Genomic DNA, 21,067 nt, shown 5'->3' on the forward strand with positions numbered 1-21,067 from the left:
AGGGGAGGGCTGCGCCCGCTGCTCGATCAGCAGGAGGGCGCCGCTCAGGCCTCGACCCAGGTCCAGGTGCCGGCCGGGCCGTCGACCGAGACGTCGCCGCCGGAGCGCGTCACGGTGAAGACCGTCTCCTCCCCCGTGTCGTGCGCGACGACCCGGACCGGCGTCGCTCCGTCCGGCCCCGGGAACACCCTCAGCTCGAGCCCGTCGAGGTAGTCGTACTCGGCCGAGTCCTGGCGGGCCCCCACCGGGATCACCGCCCCCTCGCGCACGTACAGCGGCAGCGAGTCGAAGCCGTGGACCTCACGGCACCACTCCCCCGTCGAGACGATCCGCTCGCCCGTCCACCAGCTCGTCCACGTCCCGCGCGGGAGGTAGAACTCGACCGTGCCGTCCTCGGTGAACACCGGAGCGACGAGCAGGTCGTGCCCGAGCAGGTACTGCGTGTCGAGGTGGGCGGCGCTGCGGTCGTCCTCGAACTCGAGCGCCATCGGGCGCATGATCGGGACGCCGGTGCTCGCCGCCTCCGCCCCCGCCGCGAAGAGGTAGGGCATCAGCGAGAGCTTCAGCCGGGTGAAGAGCCGGGTGACCTCCACGGCCTCCTCGTCGAACGCCCACGGCACGCGCACCGAGGAGGATCCGTGCAGCCGCGAGTGCGAGGAGAGCAGGCCGAACGCGAGCCAGCGCTTGAACACTCCGGGATCGGGCGTGCCCTCGAACCCGCCGATGTCGTGCGCCCAGAAGCCGAACCCGCCCAGGGCGAGCGAGAGGCCTCCGCGCAGGGTCTCGGCCATCGACACGTAGGAGGAGGTGTTGTCCCCGCCCCAGTGCACCGGCAGCGACTGCCCGCCGACCGTGGCGCTGCGGGCGAAGAGGACCGCGCGGCCCTCGCCGAGCTCCTGCTCGAGCACCTCGTGCACCGCGCGGTTGTAGAGCTGGGTGTACCAGTTGTGCATGGCCTCGGGGTCGGTCCCGTCGGCCCAGACGACGCCCTCCGACGGGATCCGCTCGCCGAAATCGGTCTTGAAGGAGTCGACGCCCTGGCGCACGAGGACGCGGAGCTTCTCCTGGAACCAGGAGGTCGCCTCCGGATTCGTGAAGTCGATCAGCGCCATGCCGGCGACCCACATGTCCCACTGCCAGACGTCGCCGGACGCCGTTCTGAGCAGGTACCCCTTCTCGCGCCCCTCGGCGAACAGCGGCGACGCCTGCGCGATGTACGGATTGATCCAGACGCAGGTGTGCAGCCCGCGCTCGTGCAGGCGGGCGAGGATCCCCTCCGGGTCCGGGAAGGTGCGCGGGTCCCACTCGAGGTCGGTCCACTGGAACTCGCGCATCCAGAAGCAGTCGAAGTGGAACGCCGACAGCGGCAGCTCCCGCTCCGCGAAGCCGTCGATGAAGGAGTTCACCGTCTCCTCGTCGTAGCTCGTGGTGAAGCTGGTCGTCAGCCAGAGCCCGTAGCTCCAGGCGGGCACGACGGAGGGGCGGCCCGCGAGGCCGGTGTAGCGCCGCAGCACGTCCTTCTTCGTCGGGCCCTGGATCACCAGGTACTCCAGCGCCTCGCCGCCGACCGAGAACTGCACGCGCTCGACCGCCTCGGAGCCGATCTCGAACGAGACGAGGCCGGGATCGTTCACGAGCACGCCGTAGCCGCGGCTGGAGAGGTAGAACGGGACGTTCTTGTAGGCCTGCTCGGAGGAGGTGCCGCCGTCGGCGTTCCACACGTCCACCGTCTGGCCGTTCTTCACGAAGGGGCCGAAGCGCTCGCCGAGCCCGTAGACCAGCTCTCCGACGCCGAGGTCGAGCTGCTCGTGCAGGTAGGCGGCTCCGTCCGGTCCGGTCAGGTAGCCCTGCGCCTTGTGCCCGGAGCCGGTGAGGCGCGTGCCGGTCGAGGTGTCCCAGAACTCCAGCGACCACGGAGCGCCCTGCCTGATCCGGACCTCGAGGTCGCCGGTGCGCAGCACGCCGCCGGACTCCGTCACCTCCGCCGCTCCGACGTCGCCCCCGGCCAGCTCGAAGCCGGGCCGCACCGCCGTCCCGCGCCAGTGCTCGATCCGCACCCGCGCGACCCCCTCGGCCGGCGAGGACACCGTGACCGTGAGCGCCGGCCGGTTGAGGACGTCGCCGCGGCCCTGGATGACCCGGGTCGGGGCGATCACCTCGAGCGAGGTGCCGTCGGTGCGGATGTCGTACGCCTCCTGCGCGAACAGGGGCGTGAATCCGGCCCGCGTCTGCCAGAACCCGTCGGTGAACTTCATGGGGTGCCTTTCGATGGCGCGCCGGCGGATCCCGCGAGGGAGGCGCCGACGGAGGGAGAGAGGGCTACTTGACCGCGCCGGCGGTGATGCCGCGGGTGAGGGTGCGCTGGAAGATCAGGAAGAAGATCAGCGTCGGGAGAAGGCCCAGGAGGGCGCTCGCGCTGGTCGTGGTGACGTCCATGATCTTGTCGCCCTGGAGGCTCGAGATCGCGATCGGGACGGTCTGCGTCGCGTCGCTCACCAGGAAGACCAGCGGGATGAGGAACTCGTTCCAGGTCCAGATGAAGAAGAAGATCATCAGCACCGAGAGGGTGGGCCGCGAGATCGGGACGATCACCCGGGTGAGGACCTGCCACTTCGAGGCGCCGTCGAGAGCCGCGGCCTCGAGGATCTCCTTCGGGAAGGTGCCGTAGACGCTCGAGAGCAGATAGGTGCCGAACGCCGACTGGATGACGGTGAAGATGACGATGACCGACAGCTGGGTGTCGTAGATCCCGACCGCTTTGAACATGTAGTACAGCGGGTAGAGCAGGGCCTCCTGCGGGAGCATGTTCGCCAGCAGGAACAGGACGATGATCCAGCTCCGGCCGCGGACCCGGCCGATGCCGATCGCGTAGGCGTTCAGCACCGAGAGGGCGACGGCGAGGATCGCGACCGACCCCGAGATGAGGATCGAGTTGCCGAGCTTCTCGGGGAAGTCGACGCGGCTCCAGAAGGTCGAGAGGCCGTCGAAGGAGAGGCCGGTCGGGAAGGCGAGCGGGCCGTTCGCCGAGTACTCCGCGGGGGTCTTGAAGGAGTTGAGCAGGATCAGCAGCACCGGGCTGATGATCACGAGCCCGATCACCACGGCGACGGCGAGGATCACCCAGTCGCCGAGGGTGCGCTTCGTCGTGCCCTTCGCGGGCTTGGCGGGACGGGAGGACGAGAGGTCCGCGTCCTCCGTGCCGGCCTGGGTGAGGGGCAGGGTCTCGATGGCCGACATCAGCGGGCTCCTTCGCTGCGCTCGACGCGCTCCTGGGCGCGGATGAACAGCACGGCGAGGATCACGATGACGATCGTGAGCGCGGTCGCGATGGTGGCGCCGTAGCCCACCTGCTGCTTCTGGAAGAACTCGGTGTACGAGTAGTAGGAGGGGACGATCGTGGAGTCGCCGGGGCCGCCGCGGGTCAGGGCGTAGATCGGGCCGAAGACCTTCAGCGCGGCGATGGTGCAGGTGAGGGTGACCACGAAGATCTCGGGCCGGATGATCGAGACCGTGATCCAGCGGAAGCGCTGGAACCAGTTCGCCCCGTCGAGCTCCGCCGCCTCGTAGAGCTCGGGGTCCACGCGCTGCAGCGCCGCCATGAAGATGACGACCGGGTAGCCCAGCTGCACCCAGATCATCACGACCATGATCGAGAGCATCGCGGTGTCCGGCTTGCCGAGCCAGTCGTGCGAGAGGGAGCCGAGCCCGACGGCCTCGAGGATCGAGTTCAGCGCGCCGTTGTCGGGGCGGAGGATCCAGCCGATGACGATCGCGGCGATGACGGTCGGCAGGATCTGCGGGAGGTAGTAGGTGGCGCGGAGGAAGCTCGCCAGGCGCCCGCCGAACTTCTTGCCGACGAGATCGAAGAGGATCGCCGCGAGCAGGAGCCCGAGGATCGTGGGGACGATTACCATCGCGATGATCATGTAGACCGAGTTGAGGAACGAGGTCCAGAACTGGTCGTCGCCCATCAGCTCGATCCAGTTGTCGAGGCCGATGAAGATCGGCGGCTTGATGCCGCGCCAGGACGTGAAGCTGATGTAGACGTTCCAGATCAGCGGGATCAGCACGATGAACGTGAAGAGCACGAACCCGGGGATCAGGTAGAGCCAGTAGCCGCCGGAGCGCTTCTCGCGGGGCGGCGTCGTGGGAGGCGGCGCGCTCTCCGCGCGACGAGGTGCTGTCGTCGTCATGGGTACTCCTAGGTCGGACGGGGTAGTTGGGTGCTGCCGCGGGATGCCGCTCCGGTACGGAGGCGACGGCGTGTCGCGGACCGGAGCGGCATACCGCGGTGGGGTGGAGGCTCGGCGGTGTTCGTGCGACCCCCTCGAGGGGTCGCCGTCACGTCCTCAGGTCTTCCGCTGCCGTTCCGCGCCTGCAGGCGCGGGGTCGGCCGCCTCGGCCGACATCACGTGACGCTTCCGAGTCACTTGATGTCGGCGACTCCGTCGTCGTACTTGGCCTGGAGGTCGGAGAGCATGGCGGACTCGTCGGAGGAGCCGTTGATGAGCTCCTGCGTGGCGGCGACCAGGTCGTCGTAGAAGGTCGCGGTGGGCCAGTCGGGGTAGAAGGAGAGCTGGTCGCCGTCGACGACCGTCTTCCACTGCGAGAGCAGCGCCTTGCTCTTCTCGTCGGTGATGGCGCTCTCGTCGACGACCAGCGGGATGCCTCCGTTGTTGCCGATGAGGTTCTGGATCTCGGGTCGCATCGTGATGTCGATCCACTTGTAGGCGAGGTCCTTGTTCTTCGCCGTCTCCGGGATCACCCAGTGGTTGCCGGCGGAGCCCATCGTGAACTCGGCGCCCGGGAAGAGGAACGTGTCCCACTCGAATCCGGTGATCTCGGTCTTGAAGCGGCCGAACCACCAGGAGCCCGAGAAGAAGATCGGGTACTCGCCCGAGATGAACGCCGTGCCCGCGTCCTCCGCCTTCAGCCCGGAGGCGTCGGCCGAGAAGTAGCCCTTGTCGACGTAGGTCTTCAGCTGGTCGGCCGCGTAGCTCCAGGCCGCGTCCTCGAAGTCGACCTCGCCCGTGTAGGTCTGGTAGTCGGTGATCCAGGAGCGGTCGGCCTTCAGCAGCGCGAGCTGGTAGAAGAGCTGCTGCAGCGGGTACTCGGCGCCGGCCTCGGCCAGCGGGGTGATCCCCTTGGCCACGAAGGCGTCGAGGACGGCCGTGAACTCCTCGTAGGTGGTGGGGACCTCGAGGCCGTTCGCGGCGAAGGCGTCCTTGTTGTAGTAGACGAAGGTGAACTCGCCGTAGTTGGGGATGCCGTACCAGGAGCCGGAGCCCATGATCCCGTTCTCGTCGTACTTCGCGGTGGTCTGCAGCGCGCCGGGGATCAGCGAGTCCCAGCCGTAGAACTCGACCGCCTCGTCGAGGTTGGTGAGCAGGCCCTGGCTCGAGAGGAGTCCGCTGGTCGCGTTGCCCTTGTTGTACTCGACGACGTCGGGCGCCGAGTTGGAGTTGAAGATCTGGCTGGCGCCGGTGCGCAGCTGCTCGAAGGCCTTGAACTCGTACGCGATCTCGGCCCCCGTCTCCTGGGTGAAGATGTCGCGGGCGGCGAGCCAGGCGATGCCGCGGTCGCTGTCGGGCGTCTCGAAGTCCCAGAGCGTGAGGGTGCGGCCGGCGCCGTCGACCGTGGTCGAGAGCGCGTCGGAGCCGGCGTCGGAGCCGCCACCGGAGCAGGCGGCCAGCGCGAACATCGCGCTGAGGCCGACTCCGCCGGCGAGGAGGTTGCGCCGGCTGAGACCGGCGGTCGGGCGGTGGAAGGCGGAGCGGGATCGGAGCGACATTGCGGTGGTTCTCCTTCGAACGGTGCGGTGGTGCTGCGGAGGTGGTGCAGGGAGCGCTCTCTCGCGGGGGCGTGGTGTCGAAGCGTTTCGACAGTGCGCAGAGCCGGAGCGGGCGGGAAGAGGGTGGAGGACTAGAGGGAGGCCGGCGCGGGAGTGCCGGACGGGACCGCCGGCACCGGAGCGCCGGTCGGAGCGACCGCGAGGGATCCGCGGTCGACGTAGGAGGGCGGGAGCAGCTCGACGCCGACGGTGCGGCCGGAGTCGATCTGCTGGAGGGTCCGCGCGACGGCCGCTCGGCACATCGCGTCGAACGGGAGGGGAAGACTGCTGGTGGGGACCGGGAGGGCGCCGCCGTCATAGCTGGCGCAGGCCGCCAGGATCGACAGGTCGTCGGGGACGGAGAGGCCGCGCTCGAGGACGCGCTCGATCGCCGCCTCCGCCACGGGCTCGTTGCAGTGCAGCACGAGCGCGGTGGGCGGGACGGGTGCGGCGAGGATCGCGTCGATCGCGGCCTGTGCGCTCGGGCGGCCGATGTGCGGGCGCTCGACCGCGATCTCGACTCCGAGCGCCGCAGCCTCGGCGCGGAACGCCTCGTCGAAGCGGCGGACGAAGCCGGCGTTGCGGTCGGTGTAGGACTGCGGGTGCTCGAGCAGGCCGAGCGAGCGGTGGCCCAGCTCGGCGAGCCGGCGGACGCTCTGGCGGGCGGCCTCGGCGAAGTCGAGGTCGACGCAGGCGAGATCGTGGGAGTCGGCGGGCACGCCGATGAAGGTGGCGGGGACCCCCGCCGCGCGGATCAGCTCGGCGCGGTCGTCGTCGTCGTCGACGCCCATCAGGACGATGCCGTCGACGAGCGAGGAGGAGGAGACGCGCCCGATGCCGCTGGAGGCCTCGTCGGTGACGAGCAGCAGGACGTCGTAGTCCGACTCCCGGGCGCGCTCGAGCACCTCGGTGACGAAGCGCATGTGGGTCGGCAGGTGCAGCTCGCCGCGCATCGGGGCGGAGAGGGCGAGGATGTGGGTCCGCGCCCCGGCGAGCATCCGGGCTCCCGCGTGGGGCCGGTAGCCGAGCTGGCGCACCGCGTCGTCGACGCGCTGCCGGGTGGAGGCGGCGATCGAGCGCTTGCCGGAGAGGGCGTAGGAGACGGTGCTGATCGAGACTCCGGCAGCGCGGGCCACGTCGTGGATGGTCGCCATGGCTCCTCCTGCCGGACGTCGTCGTCGGTCGCGGTCGAGCTTCGAAGCGCTTCGACCGGTCGTGCTGGAGCGACTGTACGCACAGTCGAAGCGCTTGCGCAAGCGATCCTCGCGACGACCTCCCCGGGCGCCGGCCCGCTCCGCGAGCGGTTCCGCGGCACGAACGGGCGGCACCCGCGATCGGCCGGAGGGCGACGCGCCGGGCCTTCCGCTCGTTGCGCCTCCCGACCCTCAGGGGATATGTTGGGCTCAACAACAATTCGGCGACGTCGCCGGAAAGGATTCGGATCCCATGTCCCTGACCCCCACCCGCGCCGACAAGTTCTCGTTCGGCCTCTGGACCATCGGCTACAACGGGACGGACCCGTTCGGCGGCCCGACCCGCGAGCCGCTCGACGTCGTCCACGCGGTCGAGAAGCTCGACGAGCTCGGCGCCTACGGCCTCACCTTCCACGACGACGACCTGTTCGCCTTCGGCTCCACCGACGCCGAGCGCCAGACCCAGATCGACCGCCTCAAGGGCGCGCTGGAGTCCACCGGCCTCATCGTGCCGATGGTCACCACCAACCTCTTCAGCGCCCCGGTCTTCAAGGACGGCGGCTTCACCTCGAACGACCGCGACGTCCGCCGCTTCGCGCTGCGCAAGGTCCTCCGCAACATCGACCTCGCCGCCGAGCTGGGCGCGAAGACCTTCGTCATGTGGGGCGGCCGCGAAGGCGCCGAGTACGACTCCGCCAAGGACATCCGCGCGGCGCTCGAGCGCTACCGCGAGGCCGTCAACCTGCTCGGCGACTACGTCACCGACAAGGGCTACGACATCCGCTTCGCCATCGAGCCCAAGCCGAACGAGCCCCGCGGCGACATCCTGCTGCCGACGCTCGGCCACGCGATCGCGTTCATCGACTCCCTCGAGCGCCCCGAGCTCGTCGGCGTGAACCCCGAGGTCGGCCACGAGCAGATGGCGGGCCTGAACTTCACCGCCGGCATCGCCCAGGCGCTGTACCACGGCAAGCTCTTCCACATCGACCTCAACGGCCAGCGCGGCATCAAGTACGACCAGGACCTGGTCTTCGGCCACGGCGACCTGCACAACGCGTTCTCGCTCGTCGACCTCCTCGAGAACGGCGGCCCCGGCGGCGTCCCGGCCTACGACGGCCCGCGCCACTTCGACTACAAGCCCTCGCGCACCGAGGACGAGACCGGAGTCTGGGACTCGGCCGCCGCGAACATGCGCACCTACCTGCTGCTCAAGGAGCGCGCCGCGGCCTTCCGCGCCGACCCCGAGGTGCAGGAGGCGCTGGCCGCCGCGAAGGTCGCCGAGCTCTCCACCCCGACGCTGAACGAGGGCGAGTCGTACGACGACCTGCTCGCGGACACCGCCTCGTACGAGTCGTTCGACGCCGGCGCCTACCTCGGCGGCAAGGGCTTCGGCTTCGTGCGCCTGCAGCAGCTGGCGACCGAGCACCTGCTCGGCGCCCGCGGCTGACCCGCACCCCCTGAGCCCGCGGTCCGCCGCGGGACGACCTGAGACGGACGAGATCCCCTGCACCGCACGGGATCTCGTCCGTTCTCCTGCATCCGGCCCGGTTCCGCACCGGACGCCCGAACCCGTACCCCCAACGAAAGAGGACAGCGATGACGCTCGTCGCAGGGATCGACTCGTCGACCCAGAGCTGCAAGGTGGTCGTCCGCGACCTCGACACCGGCGCCGTGGTGCGCACCGGCCGGGCGAGCCACCCGGACGGCACCGAGGTCGATCCGGCCGCCTGGTGGGAGGCGCTGCAGCTCGCCCTCGCCGACGCCGGCGGGCTCGACGACGTCGCCGCGATCTCGGTCGGCGGCCAGCAGCACGGCATGGTCGTCCTCGACGAGAGCGGCGCCGTCATCCGCCCCGCTCTGCTCTGGAACGACACCCGCAGCGCGCCCGCCGCCGCTGCGCTCATCGAGGAGCTCGGAGCCGGGGCCTGGGCGGAGCGGACCGGATCGGTGCCGGTCGCCTCCTTCACCGCCACCAAGCTCCGCTGGCTGCGCGACGCCGAGCCCGAGAACGCCGCCCGTGTCGCCGCCGTCGCGCTCCCCCACGACTGGCTGACCTGGCGCCTGCTCGGCTACGGCCCCGACTCCGCCCGTGGTCCGCAGCTCGACGCGCTCACGACCGACCGGTCCGACGCGTCCGGCACCTCGTACTGGGGAGCGGACGGCTACGACCTCGACCTGCTCGAGCGCGCCCTCGGCCACCGCCCGCTGCTCCCCCGCGTGCTCGGCCCCTCGGAGGAGGCGGGCCGCACCGAGAGCGGACTCGTCGTCGGCCCCGGCGCGGGCGACAACGCGGGCGCCGCGCTCGGCCTCGGCGCCGGCCCCGGCGACGTGGTCGTCAGCATCGGCACGAGCGGCACCGTCTTCGCCGTCACGGACGACCCGGTGCGCGACGCCTCCGGGACCGTCGCCGGCTTCGCCGATGCGAGCGGGCGCTTCCTGCCTCTGGTCGCGACGCTCAACGCCGCGCGCGTGCTGGCCTCGACCGCGACCCTGCTCGGCAGCGACTTCGACGAGTTCGCCGCACTGGCGCTCGAGGCGGAGCCGGGTGCCGACGGCCTCGTGCTGGTCCCCTACTTCGAGGGCGAGCGCACGCCGAACCTGCCGGACGCGACCGCGAGCCTGCACGGGATGACCATCGCCTCGACCACGCGACCGAACCTCGCCCGCGCGGCGATCGAGGGCATGCTCTGCGGACTGGCCGACGGGCTCGACGCCGTTCGCGCGCAGGGAGTGGAGGCGCGGCGCATCCTCCTCATCGGCGGAGCCGCGCAGAACCGCGCCGTGCAGCTCGCTGCATCGCAGGTGTTCGACGTGCCCGTGCAGGTGCCGACGCCCGGCGAGTACGTGGCCGACGGTGCCGCCGTGCAGGCCGCCTGGGCGCTGACAGGATCGCGTCCGACGTGGACCGTCACCTCGGTGGCCGAGCCCGCGCCGGACCACCGCCCCGTCATCCGCGAGCAGTACGCGGCCGCCCGCGCCTGAGAATCCGGCCTCGGCCCTCATCCCGGGCCGGGGCCGCTCCGCAAGCCCCAGTGGACGGGGAGCGGAATCGCGCTACTCTCATTACTCAGCCAGCTGACTAATGGAGGAGCGACATGACCGCCACACGAACCCCCGACCGCGCCGACCGGATCCGCCAGGTCGTCGTCGCCGTGAGCGCGGTGCTCGCCCTGATCAGCTCCTTCATCGGCTCAGGCGCCGCGGGCGGCACCCAGATCCAGAACGCGGCCGGCGGCGCCCTGACCGCGTCCTCGACCCCCATCGCTCCCGACGGCCCCGCCTTCGCGATCTGGAGCGTCATCTACACCGGCCTCATCGCCTACGCGATCTGGCAGTTCCTGCCCTCGCAGACCGCCCGCACCCGCCACCGCCGGCTGGGCTACTGGGCCGCCGCCAGCCTCCTCCTGAACGCCGCGTGGATCCTGGTCGTCCAGGCCGGCTTCCTGACGCTCAGCGTCGTCGTGATCGCCCTGCTGCTCGCCGTGCTCGCGCGCATCTTCGTGATCCTGCGGACCACACGGTCGGCCGGAGTGGTCGACGCGATCGTGACGGACGGCACCTTCGGGCTCTACCTCGGCTGGGTGTGCGTGGCCACGGCCGCGAACGTCACCGCCGGGCTCGTCGGCGCGGGAGTCGGCAGCGCGGACGGTCCGGGCGCCGCGGTCTGGGCGGTCGTCGTCCTCGCCGTCGCCGCGCTCGTCGGACTCCTGATCGCGGTCACCGGCCGCGGCCGCATCGCCCCGATGCTCTCGCTCGTCTGGGGACTCTCCTGGGTCGCCGTCGGCCGCTTCGCCGGCGAGCTCGTCTCGGTCCCCGCCGGGATCGCCGCGCTGGTCGCCGCCGCCGTGGTGCTGGTGGTCACCCTCCTCGTCCGCGCCACCGCGGGACGCCGGGTCAGCGCCGCCTGACCCCTGCGCGACGAAGGCCGAGAGGCCGGGACAGCCCTGGTCCGGGGCCGCCCGGCCTCTCGGCCTTCGTCGTGGCGGCGGATCAGGTGATCAGCGTGTCGACGTACTCCCGGTTCTCGTCCATCCACGCGGCGAGGGCGGCGGAGCGGTCGTCGGCTCCGTCGTTGAACAGCGCGTTCTCGAGCGAGTAGAGCGTCTTGGAGTCCATCCGGAAGTCGCGGATCCAGCGGCTCATCGTCGGGTAGTCCGCGTCGAACGCGGCCGAGCCGAAGGAGTGGATCCCCTCCGCCTGCCCGAGCAGGCCCTTCGGGTCCTCGAGGTCCTTGACCGGGAAGGCGTCGTAGGCCCAGTGCGGGCGCCAGAGCGTGACGGCGATGTTCTCGCCCGCGGCGGTCGCGCTCGAGAGCTCCTGGAGCATGGCCGGCGTCGACGAGGTGAGGTAGTCCATTCCCTCCAGGCCGTAGCCGGGGATGACGTCCTCGGTCGTCGTCTTGTTGAGACCGGAGCCGGGCTCGATGCCGATCAGGCGGTTCCCGACGACGCCCGGATCGGCGGCGAGCTCCTCGAGGGAGTCGATCGGGGCGTCCTCGTTGACCGCGATGGCCAGCTTCGCCTCATCGTTCCACGCGCCCAGGTCGACGATCGAGTCGCCGTACTGCTCGACGTACCGGGCGTGGGTGAGCGGCAGCCAGGTGTCGAGGGCGAGGTCGTAGTCGCCGGTCGAGAGGCCCTGGAAGCCGGGGGCGACGTCGGCGTTCTGCAGGGTCACGTCGTAGCCCTGCTCCTCGAGCACCGCCTCCCACAGAGCGGAGACGGCGATCCCCTCGTCCCAGCCCTGGAACACGGCGACGGTCACGTCGGTGCGGTCGCCGTTGTCGACGGAGGCGGCGGTGGCGGGAGCGGCGAGGGTCGCGGCCCCGAGGGACGCGACCAGGCCGATCGAGACGACGCCGACGGCCGAGCGGGTCGCCACGACGGCGCGGCGGTTCTTCGCCCGGGCGACCCTCGCCGGCGAGGGCGAGCCCAGCGCGCCGGTCATCCGGTCGAGGACGACCGCGAGCATCACGACGGAGATGCCCGCCTCGAAGCCGAGCGCGACATCGATCCGGTTGAGGCTCGCGACGACGTCGCCGCCCAACCCTCCGGCGCCGACCATGCCCGCGATGACGACCATCGAGAGCGAGAGCATGATGACCTGGTTGAGGCCCGCCAGGATCGAGGGCAGCGCGAGCGGCAGCTGGATCTGGCGGAGGATCCGCCACTTCGAGGAGCCGAACGACTCCCCCGCCTCGACGAGCTCCGGGTCGACGCCGCGGATGCCCAGCTCGGTGAGCCGGACGCCCGGCGCCATGGCGAACACGATGGTCGCGACGATGCCCGGCACCACTCCGACCCGGAACAGGATCAGCGCGGGGATCAGGTAGACGAAGGCCGGCATCGTCTGCATCAGGTCGAGCACGGGCCGGATGACCGCGGAGGCCGTGCGGTTGCGCGCGGCGAGCACGCCCAGCGGCACGCTCAGCGCGATGGCGATCACGGAGGCGACGAGCACCAGCGCGAGGGAGTCGATCGCGTTCTCCCACTGGTCGACCCCCACGATCAGCAGGAGCCCCACGGCGGTGCCGGCCGCGAAGACCCAGCCGCGGACGGCGTAGGCCAGTACGGCGAGGAAGGCGATGATCACCCAGAAGGGCGGTGTCGCGAGGACGAGGTCGACGCCGGAGTAGAGGGCGCCGAAGACGGTGCGCAGCAGGTCGAAGACCGGCTGGAAGGTCTGCGTGAGGACGTCGACGGCACCCTCGGCGAGGGCGCCGAGCGGGAGGCGGAAGCCGAGATCGGTCATCATGCACCTCCGTCCGCCGCGAGGACGGCGTCCTCGACGGGGCCTCCGGTCGCGTGCAGGGTCGCGGTGACGACCTCGGTCGAGACGGTGGCGGGCGGCTCGATCACCGGGTGCTCGCCGGTGCGGGCGGGCACGTTGCCGAGCGCCGCGAGCAGGGTCACCCGCGGGATCGCTCCGAGCAGACGCCCGTCGGCGTCGACCACGGCGACCGGCAGCGCCGACTCGACGGCGGGCTCGATGACCTCGCTGAGGGCGGTGTCCGGACCGACGGTGACGACGTCGGAGGTGAGGACCGCCGAGAGGTCGCCGGTGCTCCGGCGCACCTGCTCGATCACGTCGCGGTCGCGGACCGTGCCCAGCAGGCGGCGTCCGCCGCCGACCACGAACGCGGCCGAGGTCTGCAGGTCGCGCATGCTCCGGAGCGCGGCGCGGGGACCGGCCGCCAGGGTGACCACGGAGCGGGCGGGCTCCATCACGGCGGAGGCGGTGAGCACGCGGGCGCGGTCGACGTCCTGCACGAACTGGGCGACGTAGTCGTTCGCCGGGTCGGTGAGGATCTCCTCCGGGGTGCCGATCTGGACGATGCGGCCGTCGCGCATCACCGCGATGCGGTCGCCGAGGAACATGGCCTCGTTGAGGTCGTGCGTGATGAAGACGATGGTCTTGCCGAGCTCGTGCTGCAGCTCGATCAGCTGCTCCTGCATCTCGCGGCGGATCAGCGGGTCGAGTGCCGAGAACGCCTCGTCCATCAGCACGATGTCGGTGTCGGCGGCGAGCGCCCGGGCGAGGCCGACGCGCTGGCGCATGCCGCCGGAGAGCTCGTCGGGCATCTTCTCGTGCCAGCCGGCGAGACCGGCGCGCTCGACCGCGAGCAGGGCCCGCTCGCGGCGCTCGGCCGCGGGGACGCCCTGGATCTCGAGCGGGTACGCGACGTTGTCGAGCACGGTGCGGTGCGGGAGGAGCGCGAAGTGCTGGAACACCATCGACACCGACGAGCGGCGCACGCGGCGCAGCTCCGCCTCGGAGACGCCGGTGATGGTGGAGCCCTCGATCAGGACCTCGCCCGCGGAGGGCTCCTGGAGCCCGTTCAGCATGCGGATGAGGGTGGACTTCCCGGAGCCGGAGAGGCCCATCACGACGAAGATCTCGCCGCGGCGCACGGTGAAGGACGCGTCGATCACCGCGGCCGTGCCGAGTCCGGCGAGCTCGCCGCGGTCGGTGCCCTCGCCCAGTCGGCGGACGACCTCGTCGGGCTTCCGGCCGAACACCTTGAAGAGGTGGCGGGCCTCGAGAGCGGGGGTCGCGGGATCGGCGCCCGCCTCGCTCCGGGGCTCGCTGATGGTCTGCTGGTTCTGGTGCACGTACACTCCGTCGGCGCGCAGGGACGACGCCCTGCGCTCATCTCGTGGTGCCGGGTCGGGAGCGTGGGACAGCCGTGCGTCGAGCCTCCGCGTGCGTCCCGCCGCTCAGCGCGGCAGGGGGTGGAGGCGAGAGCGTCCGAGGCGGCCTCGGGGCCGCCTCCACTCCCGTTGACCGTACGATCGCGGCGCGTCCTGGGGGACGCCGTGCGAGCGCGGACCGGTTCATCGGGGCCCGTGAGGACCGCCGACCACGGTAGCCGCGGAGCCGCCGAGGGGCAAACGTCGGACAATTGCGGGGGCGGGTCCAGGGGTGGTGATGAACCGATCGGCGCGAGCGAATGTGCTGGTCGGAGGTGGTTTCCGGAGTGTTGCGCGATCGTTACCGTGATGGCGCGGCCGGCGGCGCTCGTTCCGGCCGGTCTCCATCCGCCGCTGCTCGACCGGCGAGGAGGCCCCGCAGCTCAGACGGTGGTCTCGCCCGCCGGGCCCGAGGGGGCCGCCGCGCCGACTCCACTGACGGGCTCGCCCTGCCAGGACACGAGCGTCCACGCGTCGCCCGAGCCCTCGAGGACGACGACGCCGGTGTTGTCGAGCAGGTGGTCGGCGATGAAGCGCGCATCGAGGTCGAGGGAGCGCAGACCCGCCCAGCAGCGGATGGCCGCGCCGTGGCTGACCAGCGCGACGACCTCGTGCCCGAGCGCCTCCGCCTCCGCCACCACCGCGTCGTAGCGCGCCGCGAACTCGTCGCCCGTCTCGCCGCCCGCCAGCCGGATCGACGTCTCGCCGCCGGCCCAGCGGAAGACCGTGCCCATGTACTCCTCGACCGCCGCGTCGTCGCCGCGCATCTCGAGCCCCGCGGCCGCGACCTCGCGGATGCCGTCGCGCTCGATCGGCTCGAGCCCGAGCGCCGCGGCGAGAGGGGCGGCCGTCTCGTGGGTGCGGACCATCGTCGAGACGAGCAGCGCGCCGATCCCCTCGCCGGCGAGCCGACCGGGCAGCGCAGCGGCCTGGGTGCGGCCGAGGTCGGTGAGCCCGGGTCCGGGGATGCGGGTGTCGAGGAGCCCGGCGACGTTGGAGGGGGTCTGGCCGTGGCGGATCAGGAGGAGGCGCATCCGCCCACGCTAACCGCGGAGGCTGGGCTTCCGGGGGGGGGGGGCGCGGTCGCGCCCGGTCCCGCCGTTGTGCGACGAGTGCGGCGCTGTCACCATGTGCGGGGACGCTCCCGGACCGGGAGCCGCAGACGGACGGGACGGGCGGACATGGCCTCCGAAGACGGTTTCTCGAAGGACGAGCGCGCGGCGATGAAGCAGCGCGCGGCCGAGCTGCGGGCGGAGGCGAAGCGGCAGAAGAGCGCCGACAAGGCCGACGCCGACCGCAGGGACGCGGAGGCCGCGATCGCCGCGATGACCGACGAGGAGCGGCCGATCGCCCAGATGCTGCACGACGTCGTCGGCGAGACCGCTCCCGACCTCCTCCCGAAGACCTGGTACGGCTTCCCCGCCTACGCGCGCTCCGACGGCAAGGCGATCGTCTTCTTCCAGCCCGGCGCGAAGTTCGGCACGCGCTACTCGACCCTCGGCTTCCAGGACGGCGCGCAGCTCGACGACGGCACGATCTGGCCGACCGCCTACGCGCTCGTCTCTGCCGACGCCGAGACGCGCGCCGCCGTCACCGAGCTGGTCCGCCGCGCGGCCGGGGCCTGATCCCGTGGCGCACGTCTACGACGAGATCGACGAGAGCCTCTCCTCCTGGATCCACGAGCAGCCGATGTGGTTCGTCGCCACCGCGCCCCTCGCCGCGGACGGGCACGTCAACATGTCGCCGCGCGGCCACGACTCGTTCTCGATCCTCGGCCCGCGGCGGGTCGGCTGGGTCGACTACACGGGCAGCGGAGTCGAGACGATCGCGCACCTGCGCGAGAACGGGCGCGTGTGCTTGATGTTCGCGTCGTTCGGATCGCGTCCGCGCATCGTCCGCCTGCACGGCACCGGCTCCGTGCACCTGCCCGGTTCGGAGGCGTTCGCCGAGGTCGCGGAGCAGCACCCCGAGCACCCGAGCACCCGCGCGGTCGTCACCGTCGAGCTCACCCGCATCAGCGACGCGTGCGGCTGGGGCGTGCCGGTGATGGAGCCGGTCGGCGAGCGCGACCTGCTCCTCCTCCAGGCCGAGAAGAAGGGCCCCGACGGCATGGCCGAGTACCGAGCCACGCGCAACGCGGTCAGCATCGACGGGCTGCCGGGCTACCCGCTGGACTGAGCGGCGGGACGCGGCCGCAGCGCGGCGCGCACGAGCACGCCGACCAGCTCGAGCAGGGTCTCAGTGACGACGGCGAGCGGGTTCGACCCGGTGGGGCGGGAGTCGACGGAGGACCGAGCCGTCGGCACTCCCGCAGCAGACAGGACCTCCTCGGGGAGCGGCTCTGCCGGTCGCTGGATCCCTTCGGCAGCCTCTTCTCGGTGATGCAAGGGCCGCCCGACGACGCGGCGTCGACCAGACCGTCGCGGTCCGTGACACGGCGGGTCGCGACGGGTCCTGGAGGAGAAGGCGCTGACCCTACTGGCCAGCGCCGGCGGGTCCCTCGCCGACCGTGCGCCGGGCGATCAGCCATCCCTGGCTGGTGGGGCGCAGCAGTTGCGTGATCGAGGCCACCGCCCACACCTCCGGGTGCGCCGGAGTGCCGCGGGCGAGAGAGAGGGTCGAGTGCGCGGACGCGCCCTCGACGGTGCCCGGCGTCACCGTGATGTCGCTGGTCAGGTGCAGAGTCCCGGACGGTTCGGCCGCCCAGATCCTCGTGACGGCCGCCCGGACCGCGTCGTGGCCGGACGCCTCTCCCTGGCCTCCGTCGAGGACCATGTCCTCGGTGGTCAGCGCCAGGTAGCCGTCGACGTCGCGAGCCGTCGCGAGCTCATCGGCTCGGCGGACGACCGCAGCGAGCTGCCGCCGGTCGTCGTCGGACAGGTCGGTCACGCTGAGGGCCCGCCGGGGCGCAGCCATCCGCTGATCTGCGCGACTCTGTCGGGCGAGAAGACCCGCTTCGGGACTCGGCCCTGGACAGCCTTCGCGGGGACGGAGGAGTAGGCCGAGCCGGTCTGGTCGGCGTACTGCGCCACCCGGAAGCTCACGGCGAGGCTGCACAGCGCGTAGGCCTCGCTCTCGCTGAGGCCCGATGCCGCGTGCAGCCAGGTGATGAGACCGCGGAGGCATTCCACCAGGGCATCGTCGAGGTTGTCGCTGAACCCGAAGCCGATCCACTCCGTCGCCGTCTCGACCAGTGGTCCGGCCAGCGGCACTGCCCTGTGGAGGTCGTAGCGGATGACGAGTTCCTCGGCGGCCGTCTCGATGGCTGTCTGATCGACGACTCCGTCGCCCTGAACGGCGTGGATGTCGCCGAACCAGACCCGACCACCGGGAGTGAAGACCGGGAGGAAGACCGAGCTGCCGGCTGTCAGCGCGTTGACGACGAGGTTGCCGCCGTAGGGGCCCGAGAGGATGGCGCTGGTGGGTTCCTCGCCCGCCGGCTCGGTGCCGATGACCCCGATGAACGGATCGAGGTCGAACTCCACACCGGGGACGAATTCCGCGCGCCGGCGGTCGTCGTCGAATCGGAAGTAGTGCAGGTACGGCTCAGAGAAGTCGTGAGGCAGCGCGCCGACTCCGAGAGGGAAGCTGTTCCACCCCCAGTCGAGTGTGCGCAGCGTCTCGATGGTGCACTCGATGACATCGCCAGGGGCGGCACCGGTGACCTCGACAGGTCCGAGCATCGAGTAAGGGCCCTGCGGGTACTTGTGGCGAAGCGGCTCCCGTTCGGCGAACGTCATCCCGAAGACTGCTTCGTTGCCCCAGTGCGTCCAGGTCGCGGGGAAGGACACCCGATCGCCGGAGTCGATGGATGCGACCGGCGGCGCGGTCGGGTCGAGGTAACCGGAGCGGACCGTGCTAGCGGTCGACGGCACGGAGTGGGTTTCGGGCATTTCCTACCTCCGAGAAGTCGAGGGTCCCACTCTGCTCGGGGACGACGGCCTTCGCCTTCGTCATTCGTCGAGTCCTCGACCGCTGACCGCCGCTCAGCGCGACGGGACCGCTTCGCGGAAGCACGCACGAGGACGCTTCGCACACGTCCCTAGGGGATGTACTCCTGAGACCAGTAGTCGGCCCGGATCTTCAGGAGGGGCCCTTCGACAGTGGAAGTCACCGTGATGGAGCGAGGGTCCCGGAGGGTTCCCGCGATGCGTGTCTGCGGGGTCCTTTCGAGCTCGCTCGACAACTGCTCGGGAGTGATTCGCGTCGGGAGGGACGACCGCGAGCAGCCGCCGGCATCCACCGGAGGCGCATTCGACGGTCCCGCTGACGAGCTCGCTCCCCTGTGGACGGTCGATGGCCGAGGCCGCCAACCGCGCTGGTGAGGCTCATCCATGGGTCGGGACGAGAGCGAGCTCCGGGGAGCTCCGGCCGATCCCTGGAGGGGCGGACGTGGAGCGCGACTGAGGCCTGCTCGATCGACGGTCGGATCGGACGGCGTCCCTACCATCGGCCCCGCAGAGATCCCCTGGCCGATCCGCCGCCGCTACCCCCGCTCGTCGACGGCCCGGATCGAGAACAGCTCCTGCGGGGTGCAGTCGAGTGCGTCGCAGATGAGCGTCAGCGTCGTGAAGCGGATCGCGCGGGCGCGGTTGTTCTTGAGGATGGAGAGGTTCGCCATGGTGATGCCGGTGCGGGCCGAGAGGGCGGTGAGGGTCACGCCGCGCTCGGCCAGCACTGCTCCGAGGTGGCAGTCGATCCGGTGCCTCTCTTCGTCGGCGGGCTCAGACAACGCCGTCGACGTCCCGTTCGAGCTTCGCGCCGGCGCGAAACGCCGCTGTCAGGGCGAGGGCCACCACTCCGGCGAGCAGGACGGGGACGGGCCACTGCGGCAGGTTCGTCCCGATGGCCTGGTAGTCGCCGCCGAGGAAGGCGTCGCGCTGCTCGTCGGTCACCCGGCCGGCGGCGAAGAGCAGGCCGATGCCGGAGCTGAGGTACAGGCCGGCCGCGGTGTCGGCGAGGCCCTGCGCCACTCCTCCGATCAGCAGGGCGAGGCTCAGACGGCGCCAGTTCGCGAGGACGAAGGGGTCGAACGGGCGTCCGGCCGCGATGCCGCGGAGGACCCGCAGGAGGAAGACCGTGGCGAGGACGATCGTGACCGCCTGGAGGAGGCTCGGCAGCGCACCGAGCAGGCGGAGGGAGAGGGCGGCGTCGGCGAGCGTGGGCGCGGTGCCCTCGCGCGGCTCGGCCTGCAGCAGCTGCGGGAGGCTCCGGAGCGGGAGGCGGCCGTCCGCTCCCCCGAAGACCAGCAGGGTGCGCCCAGTGGTGACGGTCCAGGTCTGCAGGAGTGCGGTGAGCACGGAGAAGACCGCGACGATGAGCAGGACCGCTCTCGCCACCCGGAACACGCGCGGACGCTCCCGGACCGGTCCGCTGGGGATGACACTCGTCATGGCGTGCTCCTTATCGATCGTCAATGTTATCGAGTATCGATACTACGCACGCCGGTCCGGCGATGTCGACCCGCGGCGCCCCGCCGACCACGGAGACGGCGGGAGGGGTGGTTGCCCGGGGCGAGGAGCCCGATCTAGCGTGGAGGGATGTCGGATGCGAGGGAGCGCGCCGCCCGGTACCGAGCCGGCGCCGCGGGCGAGGACGAGGCGGAGCAGCCCGCCCTGCCCGAGGATCCGCTCGAGCGGGCCGCGTTCGTCGAGACGGCGATCCAGCTCGCGATCCGCCGCGGCGACTTCGACGACCTGCCGGGATCGGGGAAGCCGCTCCCGGACCTGGGCGCGGCCCACGATCCGGACTGGTGGATCCGCCGCAAGATCGAGCGCGAGAACCTCACCGGTATCGGCCCGGCCGCCTTCCTCCTCCGCGCCGAGGACCGCGCGCTCGACGAGCGCCTCGACCGCCTGCACCGCGAGGAGGAGGTGCGTGCCGAGCTCGCCGACTTCAACACGCGGGTGATCGAGGCACGCCGCCAGCTGCTGGGCGGGCCGCCCGTCGTCACACCGCTCCGGGACGTCGACGAGGAGGTCGCCGCCTGGTCGCAGCGGCGCGCCGATCGCGCCGCCGCGGCCGAGGCCCGGGCGGCCGCCGAGCCGGAGCGGTCCCGCCGCTGGTGGTCGCGGCGGCGCTGACGTCCCCGGAAACCGGACAGACCTGCCCCTCCCACTGGGGTCCCGCCCCGGGAAACCGGGCGGGAGCGCGCCTCCGAATCATGCGTACACATCAAGTCGACCGGAGTCCGCATGCTCACCGCCACCACCCCCGCACGCCTCCCGAGGGCCCGCCCCTCGACCCTCGCCGCGCCGCCGCTTGCACTGCTCGAACCCGACTCGGACCGGATGCTCGTCATCCGCGCCGCGGAGGGCGACGACCGCGCGTTCGCCACCATCGTCCGCCGCTACACCGGGCTGCTCCGCGCGACGGCCGCCCGCACCCTCCGCAGCAGCGCCGACGTCGACGACGTGGTGCAGGAGACGTTCCTCGCGGCGTGGACCCACGTGGACAGCGTGATCGACGGCGAGACCATCGCCGGCTGGCTCGTCACGACCGCCCGTCGCCGCAGCGTCGACCGGCTCCGCTCCAGCGTCTCGCGGCTGCGAGCCGAGCTGGACGACGAGTTCCCCGCCTCCGCCGCCGACGACCCGGAGCACGCCGCGCACTGCGGGTCCCTCGCCGCCGACGCCAACCGGGTGCTCGCCGCGATGCCCCCGGCCCAGCGCCGCTGCTGGGAGCTGCGCCAGCTGGAGCAGTGCAGCTACGACGCGATCGCGCACGAGCTGGGCCTCTCGACCTCGACCGTCCGCGGGCTGCTCGCCCGCGCCCGCGCGACCCTCCGCACGGAGCTCGCCCACTGGCGCTGATCCGCGCTGCCGATCTCGGCGCAGGAGACCGGGCGGGGGCCT

At 71.6% G+C, this 21,067-nt stretch carries 20 protein-coding genes; 7 read left to right on the plus strand and 13 right to left on the minus strand.

Annotated elements, in window-relative coordinates:
* Window positions 1-44: 44 nt before the first annotated feature.
* The 5 genes from yicI to GTU71_RS08025 form a co-directional block, all read right to left on the minus strand.
* Complete coding sequence (gene yicI / locus GTU71_RS08005; protein WP_159939622.1) at window positions 45-2,255, minus strand: alpha-xylosidase; 2,211 nt, start codon at window positions 2,253-2,255, stop codon at window positions 45-47.
* Between the two features lie 64 nt (window positions 2,256-2,319).
* The gene (locus GTU71_RS08010; protein WP_104227354.1) at window positions 2,320-3,237 is read right to left on the minus strand and encodes a carbohydrate ABC transporter permease; all 918 of its coding nucleotides are present in this window, start codon (window positions 3,235-3,237) and stop codon (window positions 2,320-2,322) included.
* Window positions 3,237-4,193, minus strand: coding sequence for a sugar ABC transporter permease (locus tag GTU71_RS08015; protein ID WP_104224874.1), 957 nt, complete (start codon window positions 4,191-4,193; stop codon window positions 3,237-3,239). The genes GTU71_RS08010 and GTU71_RS08015 overlap by 1 nt, the downstream gene beginning before the upstream one ends.
* Window positions 4,194-4,426: 233 nt before the next feature.
* Window positions 4,427-5,791, minus strand: coding sequence for an extracellular solute-binding protein (locus GTU71_RS08020; protein ID WP_244229596.1), 1,365 nt, complete (start codon window positions 5,789-5,791; stop codon window positions 4,427-4,429).
* Window positions 5,792-5,922: 131 nt separating this feature from the next.
* A complete protein-coding gene (locus GTU71_RS08025) occupies window positions 5,923-6,984 on the minus strand; it encodes a LacI family DNA-binding transcriptional regulator (protein ID WP_159939623.1) in 1,062 nt (353 codons plus the stop codon).
* Window positions 6,985-7,276: 292 nt separating this feature from the next.
* Here GTU71_RS08025 and xylA point away from each other — a divergent pair, with 292 nt between their 5' ends.
* The 3 genes from xylA to GTU71_RS08040 all read left to right on the plus strand — a co-directional run bounded on the left by xylA (window position 7,277) and on the right by GTU71_RS08040 (window position 10,931).
* Entirely contained in the window at window positions 7,277-8,470 is a 1,194-nt protein-coding gene (xylA, locus tag GTU71_RS08030) for a xylose isomerase (RefSeq protein WP_159939624.1), read from the plus strand.
* A 149-nt stretch (window positions 8,471-8,619) separates the two neighbouring features.
* Window positions 8,620-10,005 carry a xylulokinase gene (xylB, locus tag GTU71_RS08035; protein ID WP_104227358.1) on the plus strand — a complete coding sequence of 462 codons (1,386 nt, stop codon included), beginning with the start codon at window positions 8,620-8,622 and terminating at the stop codon, window positions 10,003-10,005.
* A 113-nt stretch (window positions 10,006-10,118) separates the two neighbouring features.
* Window positions 10,119-10,931 (plus strand): tryptophan-rich sensory protein, encoded by an 813-nt coding sequence (locus GTU71_RS08040; protein WP_159939625.1) that lies wholly within the window; start codon window positions 10,119-10,121, stop codon window positions 10,929-10,931.
* A gap of 82 nt (window positions 10,932-11,013) precedes the next feature.
* Here GTU71_RS08040 and GTU71_RS16585 read toward each other — a convergent pair whose 3' ends face one another.
* The 3 genes from GTU71_RS16585 to GTU71_RS08055 form a co-directional block, all read right to left on the minus strand.
* Window positions 11,014-12,777: an ABC transporter permease/substrate binding protein gene (locus tag GTU71_RS16585; protein ID WP_347877628.1), complete on the minus strand. Its 1,764-nt coding sequence runs from the start codon at window positions 12,775-12,777 to the stop codon at window positions 11,014-11,016.
* Window positions 12,774-14,135 (minus strand): glycine betaine/L-proline ABC transporter ATP-binding protein, encoded by a 1,362-nt coding sequence (locus GTU71_RS08050; RefSeq protein ID WP_244230669.1) that lies wholly within the window; start codon window positions 14,133-14,135, stop codon window positions 12,774-12,776. The genes GTU71_RS16585 and GTU71_RS08050 overlap by 4 nt, the downstream gene beginning before the upstream one ends.
* Before the next feature lie 461 nt (window positions 14,136-14,596).
* On the minus strand, window positions 14,597-15,247 hold the full coding sequence (locus tag GTU71_RS08055; protein ID WP_104224880.1) for a histidine phosphatase family protein: 651 nt from the start codon (window positions 15,245-15,247) through the stop codon (window positions 14,597-14,599).
* A 147-nt stretch (window positions 15,248-15,394) separates the two neighbouring features.
* Between GTU71_RS08055 and GTU71_RS08060 the strand changes: the two genes are divergently transcribed.
* A complete protein-coding gene (locus tag GTU71_RS08060) occupies window positions 15,395-15,838 on the plus strand; it encodes a hypothetical protein (RefSeq protein ID WP_104227361.1) in 444 nt (147 codons plus the stop codon).
* Between the two features lie 4 nt (window positions 15,839-15,842).
* Window positions 15,843-16,391 (plus strand): pyridoxamine 5'-phosphate oxidase family protein, encoded by a 549-nt coding sequence (locus GTU71_RS08065; protein WP_159939626.1) that lies wholly within the window; start codon window positions 15,843-15,845, stop codon window positions 16,389-16,391.
* Here GTU71_RS08065 and GTU71_RS08070 read toward each other — a convergent pair.
* The 5 genes from GTU71_RS08070 to GTU71_RS08090 all read right to left on the minus strand — a co-directional run bounded on the left by GTU71_RS08070 (window position 16,376) and on the right by GTU71_RS08090 (window position 19,606).
* Window positions 16,376-16,519, minus strand: a complete 144-nt coding sequence (locus GTU71_RS08070; RefSeq protein WP_159939627.1) for a hypothetical protein — start codon at window positions 16,517-16,519, stop codon at window positions 16,376-16,378. The genes GTU71_RS08065 and GTU71_RS08070 overlap by 16 nt on opposite strands.
* Before the next feature lie 169 nt (window positions 16,520-16,688).
* Window positions 16,689-17,102: a nuclear transport factor 2 family protein gene (locus tag GTU71_RS08075; RefSeq protein ID WP_159939628.1), complete on the minus strand. Its 414-nt coding sequence runs from the start codon at window positions 17,100-17,102 to the stop codon at window positions 16,689-16,691.
* The gene (locus GTU71_RS08080; RefSeq protein WP_159939629.1) at window positions 17,099-18,106 is read right to left on the minus strand and encodes an acetamidase/formamidase family protein; all 1,008 of its coding nucleotides are present in this window, start codon (window positions 18,104-18,106) and stop codon (window positions 17,099-17,101) included. The genes GTU71_RS08075 and GTU71_RS08080 overlap by 4 nt, the downstream gene beginning before the upstream one ends.
* Window positions 18,107-18,699: 593 nt before the next feature.
* Window positions 18,700-18,945 carry a helix-turn-helix domain-containing protein gene (locus GTU71_RS08085; RefSeq protein WP_159939630.1) on the minus strand — a complete coding sequence of 82 codons (246 nt, stop codon included), beginning with the start codon at window positions 18,943-18,945 and terminating at the stop codon, window positions 18,700-18,702.
* Window positions 18,938-19,606 carry a hypothetical protein gene (locus GTU71_RS08090; RefSeq protein ID WP_104227364.1) on the minus strand — a complete coding sequence of 223 codons (669 nt, stop codon included), beginning with the start codon at window positions 19,604-19,606 and terminating at the stop codon, window positions 18,938-18,940. Before GTU71_RS08090 ends, GTU71_RS08085 begins: the two co-directional genes overlap by 8 nt.
* Before the next feature lie 147 nt (window positions 19,607-19,753).
* Here GTU71_RS08090 and GTU71_RS08095 point away from each other — a divergent pair, with 147 nt between their 5' ends.
* Both GTU71_RS08095 and GTU71_RS08100 read left to right on the plus strand, forming a co-directional pair.
* Entirely contained in the window at window positions 19,754-20,296 is a 543-nt protein-coding gene (locus GTU71_RS08095) for a DUF1992 domain-containing protein (RefSeq protein ID WP_159939631.1), read from the plus strand.
* A 111-nt stretch (window positions 20,297-20,407) separates the two neighbouring features.
* On the plus strand, window positions 20,408-21,025 hold the full coding sequence (locus GTU71_RS08100; protein WP_159939632.1) for a sigma-70 family RNA polymerase sigma factor: 618 nt from the start codon (window positions 20,408-20,410) through the stop codon (window positions 21,023-21,025).
* Window positions 21,026-21,067: the final 42 nt, after the last annotated feature.

Origin of the sequence: Rathayibacter sp. VKM Ac-2762, assembly GCF_009866585.1 — a bacterium.
Taxonomy (GTDB): Bacteria; Actinomycetota; Actinomycetes; order Actinomycetales; family Microbacteriaceae; genus Rathayibacter.

Excerpts from the sequence above, each read along its gene's own strand:
- GTU71_RS08020 (WP_244229596.1), bottom strand. The coding sequence starts at position 5,791 with ATGTCGCTCCGATCCCGCTCCGCCTTCCACCGCCCGACCGCCGGTCTC.
- GTU71_RS08090 (WP_104227364.1), bottom strand. The coding sequence starts at position 19,606 with ATGACGAGTGTCATCCCCAGCGGACCGGTCCGGGAGCGTCCGCGCGTG.
- GTU71_RS08010 (WP_104227354.1), bottom strand. The coding sequence starts at position 3,237 with ATGTCGGCCATCGAGACCCTGCCCCTCACCCAGGCCGGCACGGAGGAC.
- xylB (WP_104227358.1), top strand. The coding sequence starts at position 8,620 with ATGACGCTCGTCGCAGGGATCGACTCGTCGACCCAGAGCTGCAAGGTG.
- GTU71_RS16585 (WP_347877628.1), bottom strand. The coding sequence starts at position 12,777 with ATGATGACCGATCTCGGCTTCCGCCTCCCGCTCGGCGCCCTCGCCGAG.
- GTU71_RS08025 (WP_159939623.1), bottom strand. The coding sequence starts at position 6,984 with ATGGCGACCATCCACGACGTGGCCCGCGCTGCCGGAGTCTCGATCAGC.
- yicI (WP_159939622.1), bottom strand. The coding sequence starts at position 2,255 with ATGAAGTTCACCGACGGGTTCTGGCAGACGCGGGCCGGATTCACGCCC.
- GTU71_RS08080 (WP_159939629.1), bottom strand. The coding sequence starts at position 18,106 with ATGCCCGAAACCCACTCCGTGCCGTCGACCGCTAGCACGGTCCGCTCC.
- GTU71_RS08060 (WP_104227361.1), top strand. The coding sequence starts at position 15,395 with ATGGCCTCCGAAGACGGTTTCTCGAAGGACGAGCGCGCGGCGATGAAG.
- GTU71_RS08015 (WP_104224874.1), bottom strand. The coding sequence starts at position 4,193 with ATGACGACGACAGCACCTCGTCGCGCGGAGAGCGCGCCGCCTCCCACG.
- xylA (WP_159939624.1), top strand. The coding sequence starts at position 7,277 with ATGTCCCTGACCCCCACCCGCGCCGACAAGTTCTCGTTCGGCCTCTGG.
- GTU71_RS08040 (WP_159939625.1), top strand. The coding sequence starts at position 10,119 with ATGACCGCCACACGAACCCCCGACCGCGCCGACCGGATCCGCCAGGTC.
- GTU71_RS08100 (WP_159939632.1), top strand. The coding sequence starts at position 20,408 with ATGCTCACCGCCACCACCCCCGCACGCCTCCCGAGGGCCCGCCCCTCG.
- GTU71_RS08095 (WP_159939631.1), top strand. The coding sequence starts at position 19,754 with ATGTCGGATGCGAGGGAGCGCGCCGCCCGGTACCGAGCCGGCGCCGCG.
- GTU71_RS08055 (WP_104224880.1), bottom strand. The coding sequence starts at position 15,247 with ATGCGCCTCCTCCTGATCCGCCACGGCCAGACCCCCTCCAACGTCGCC.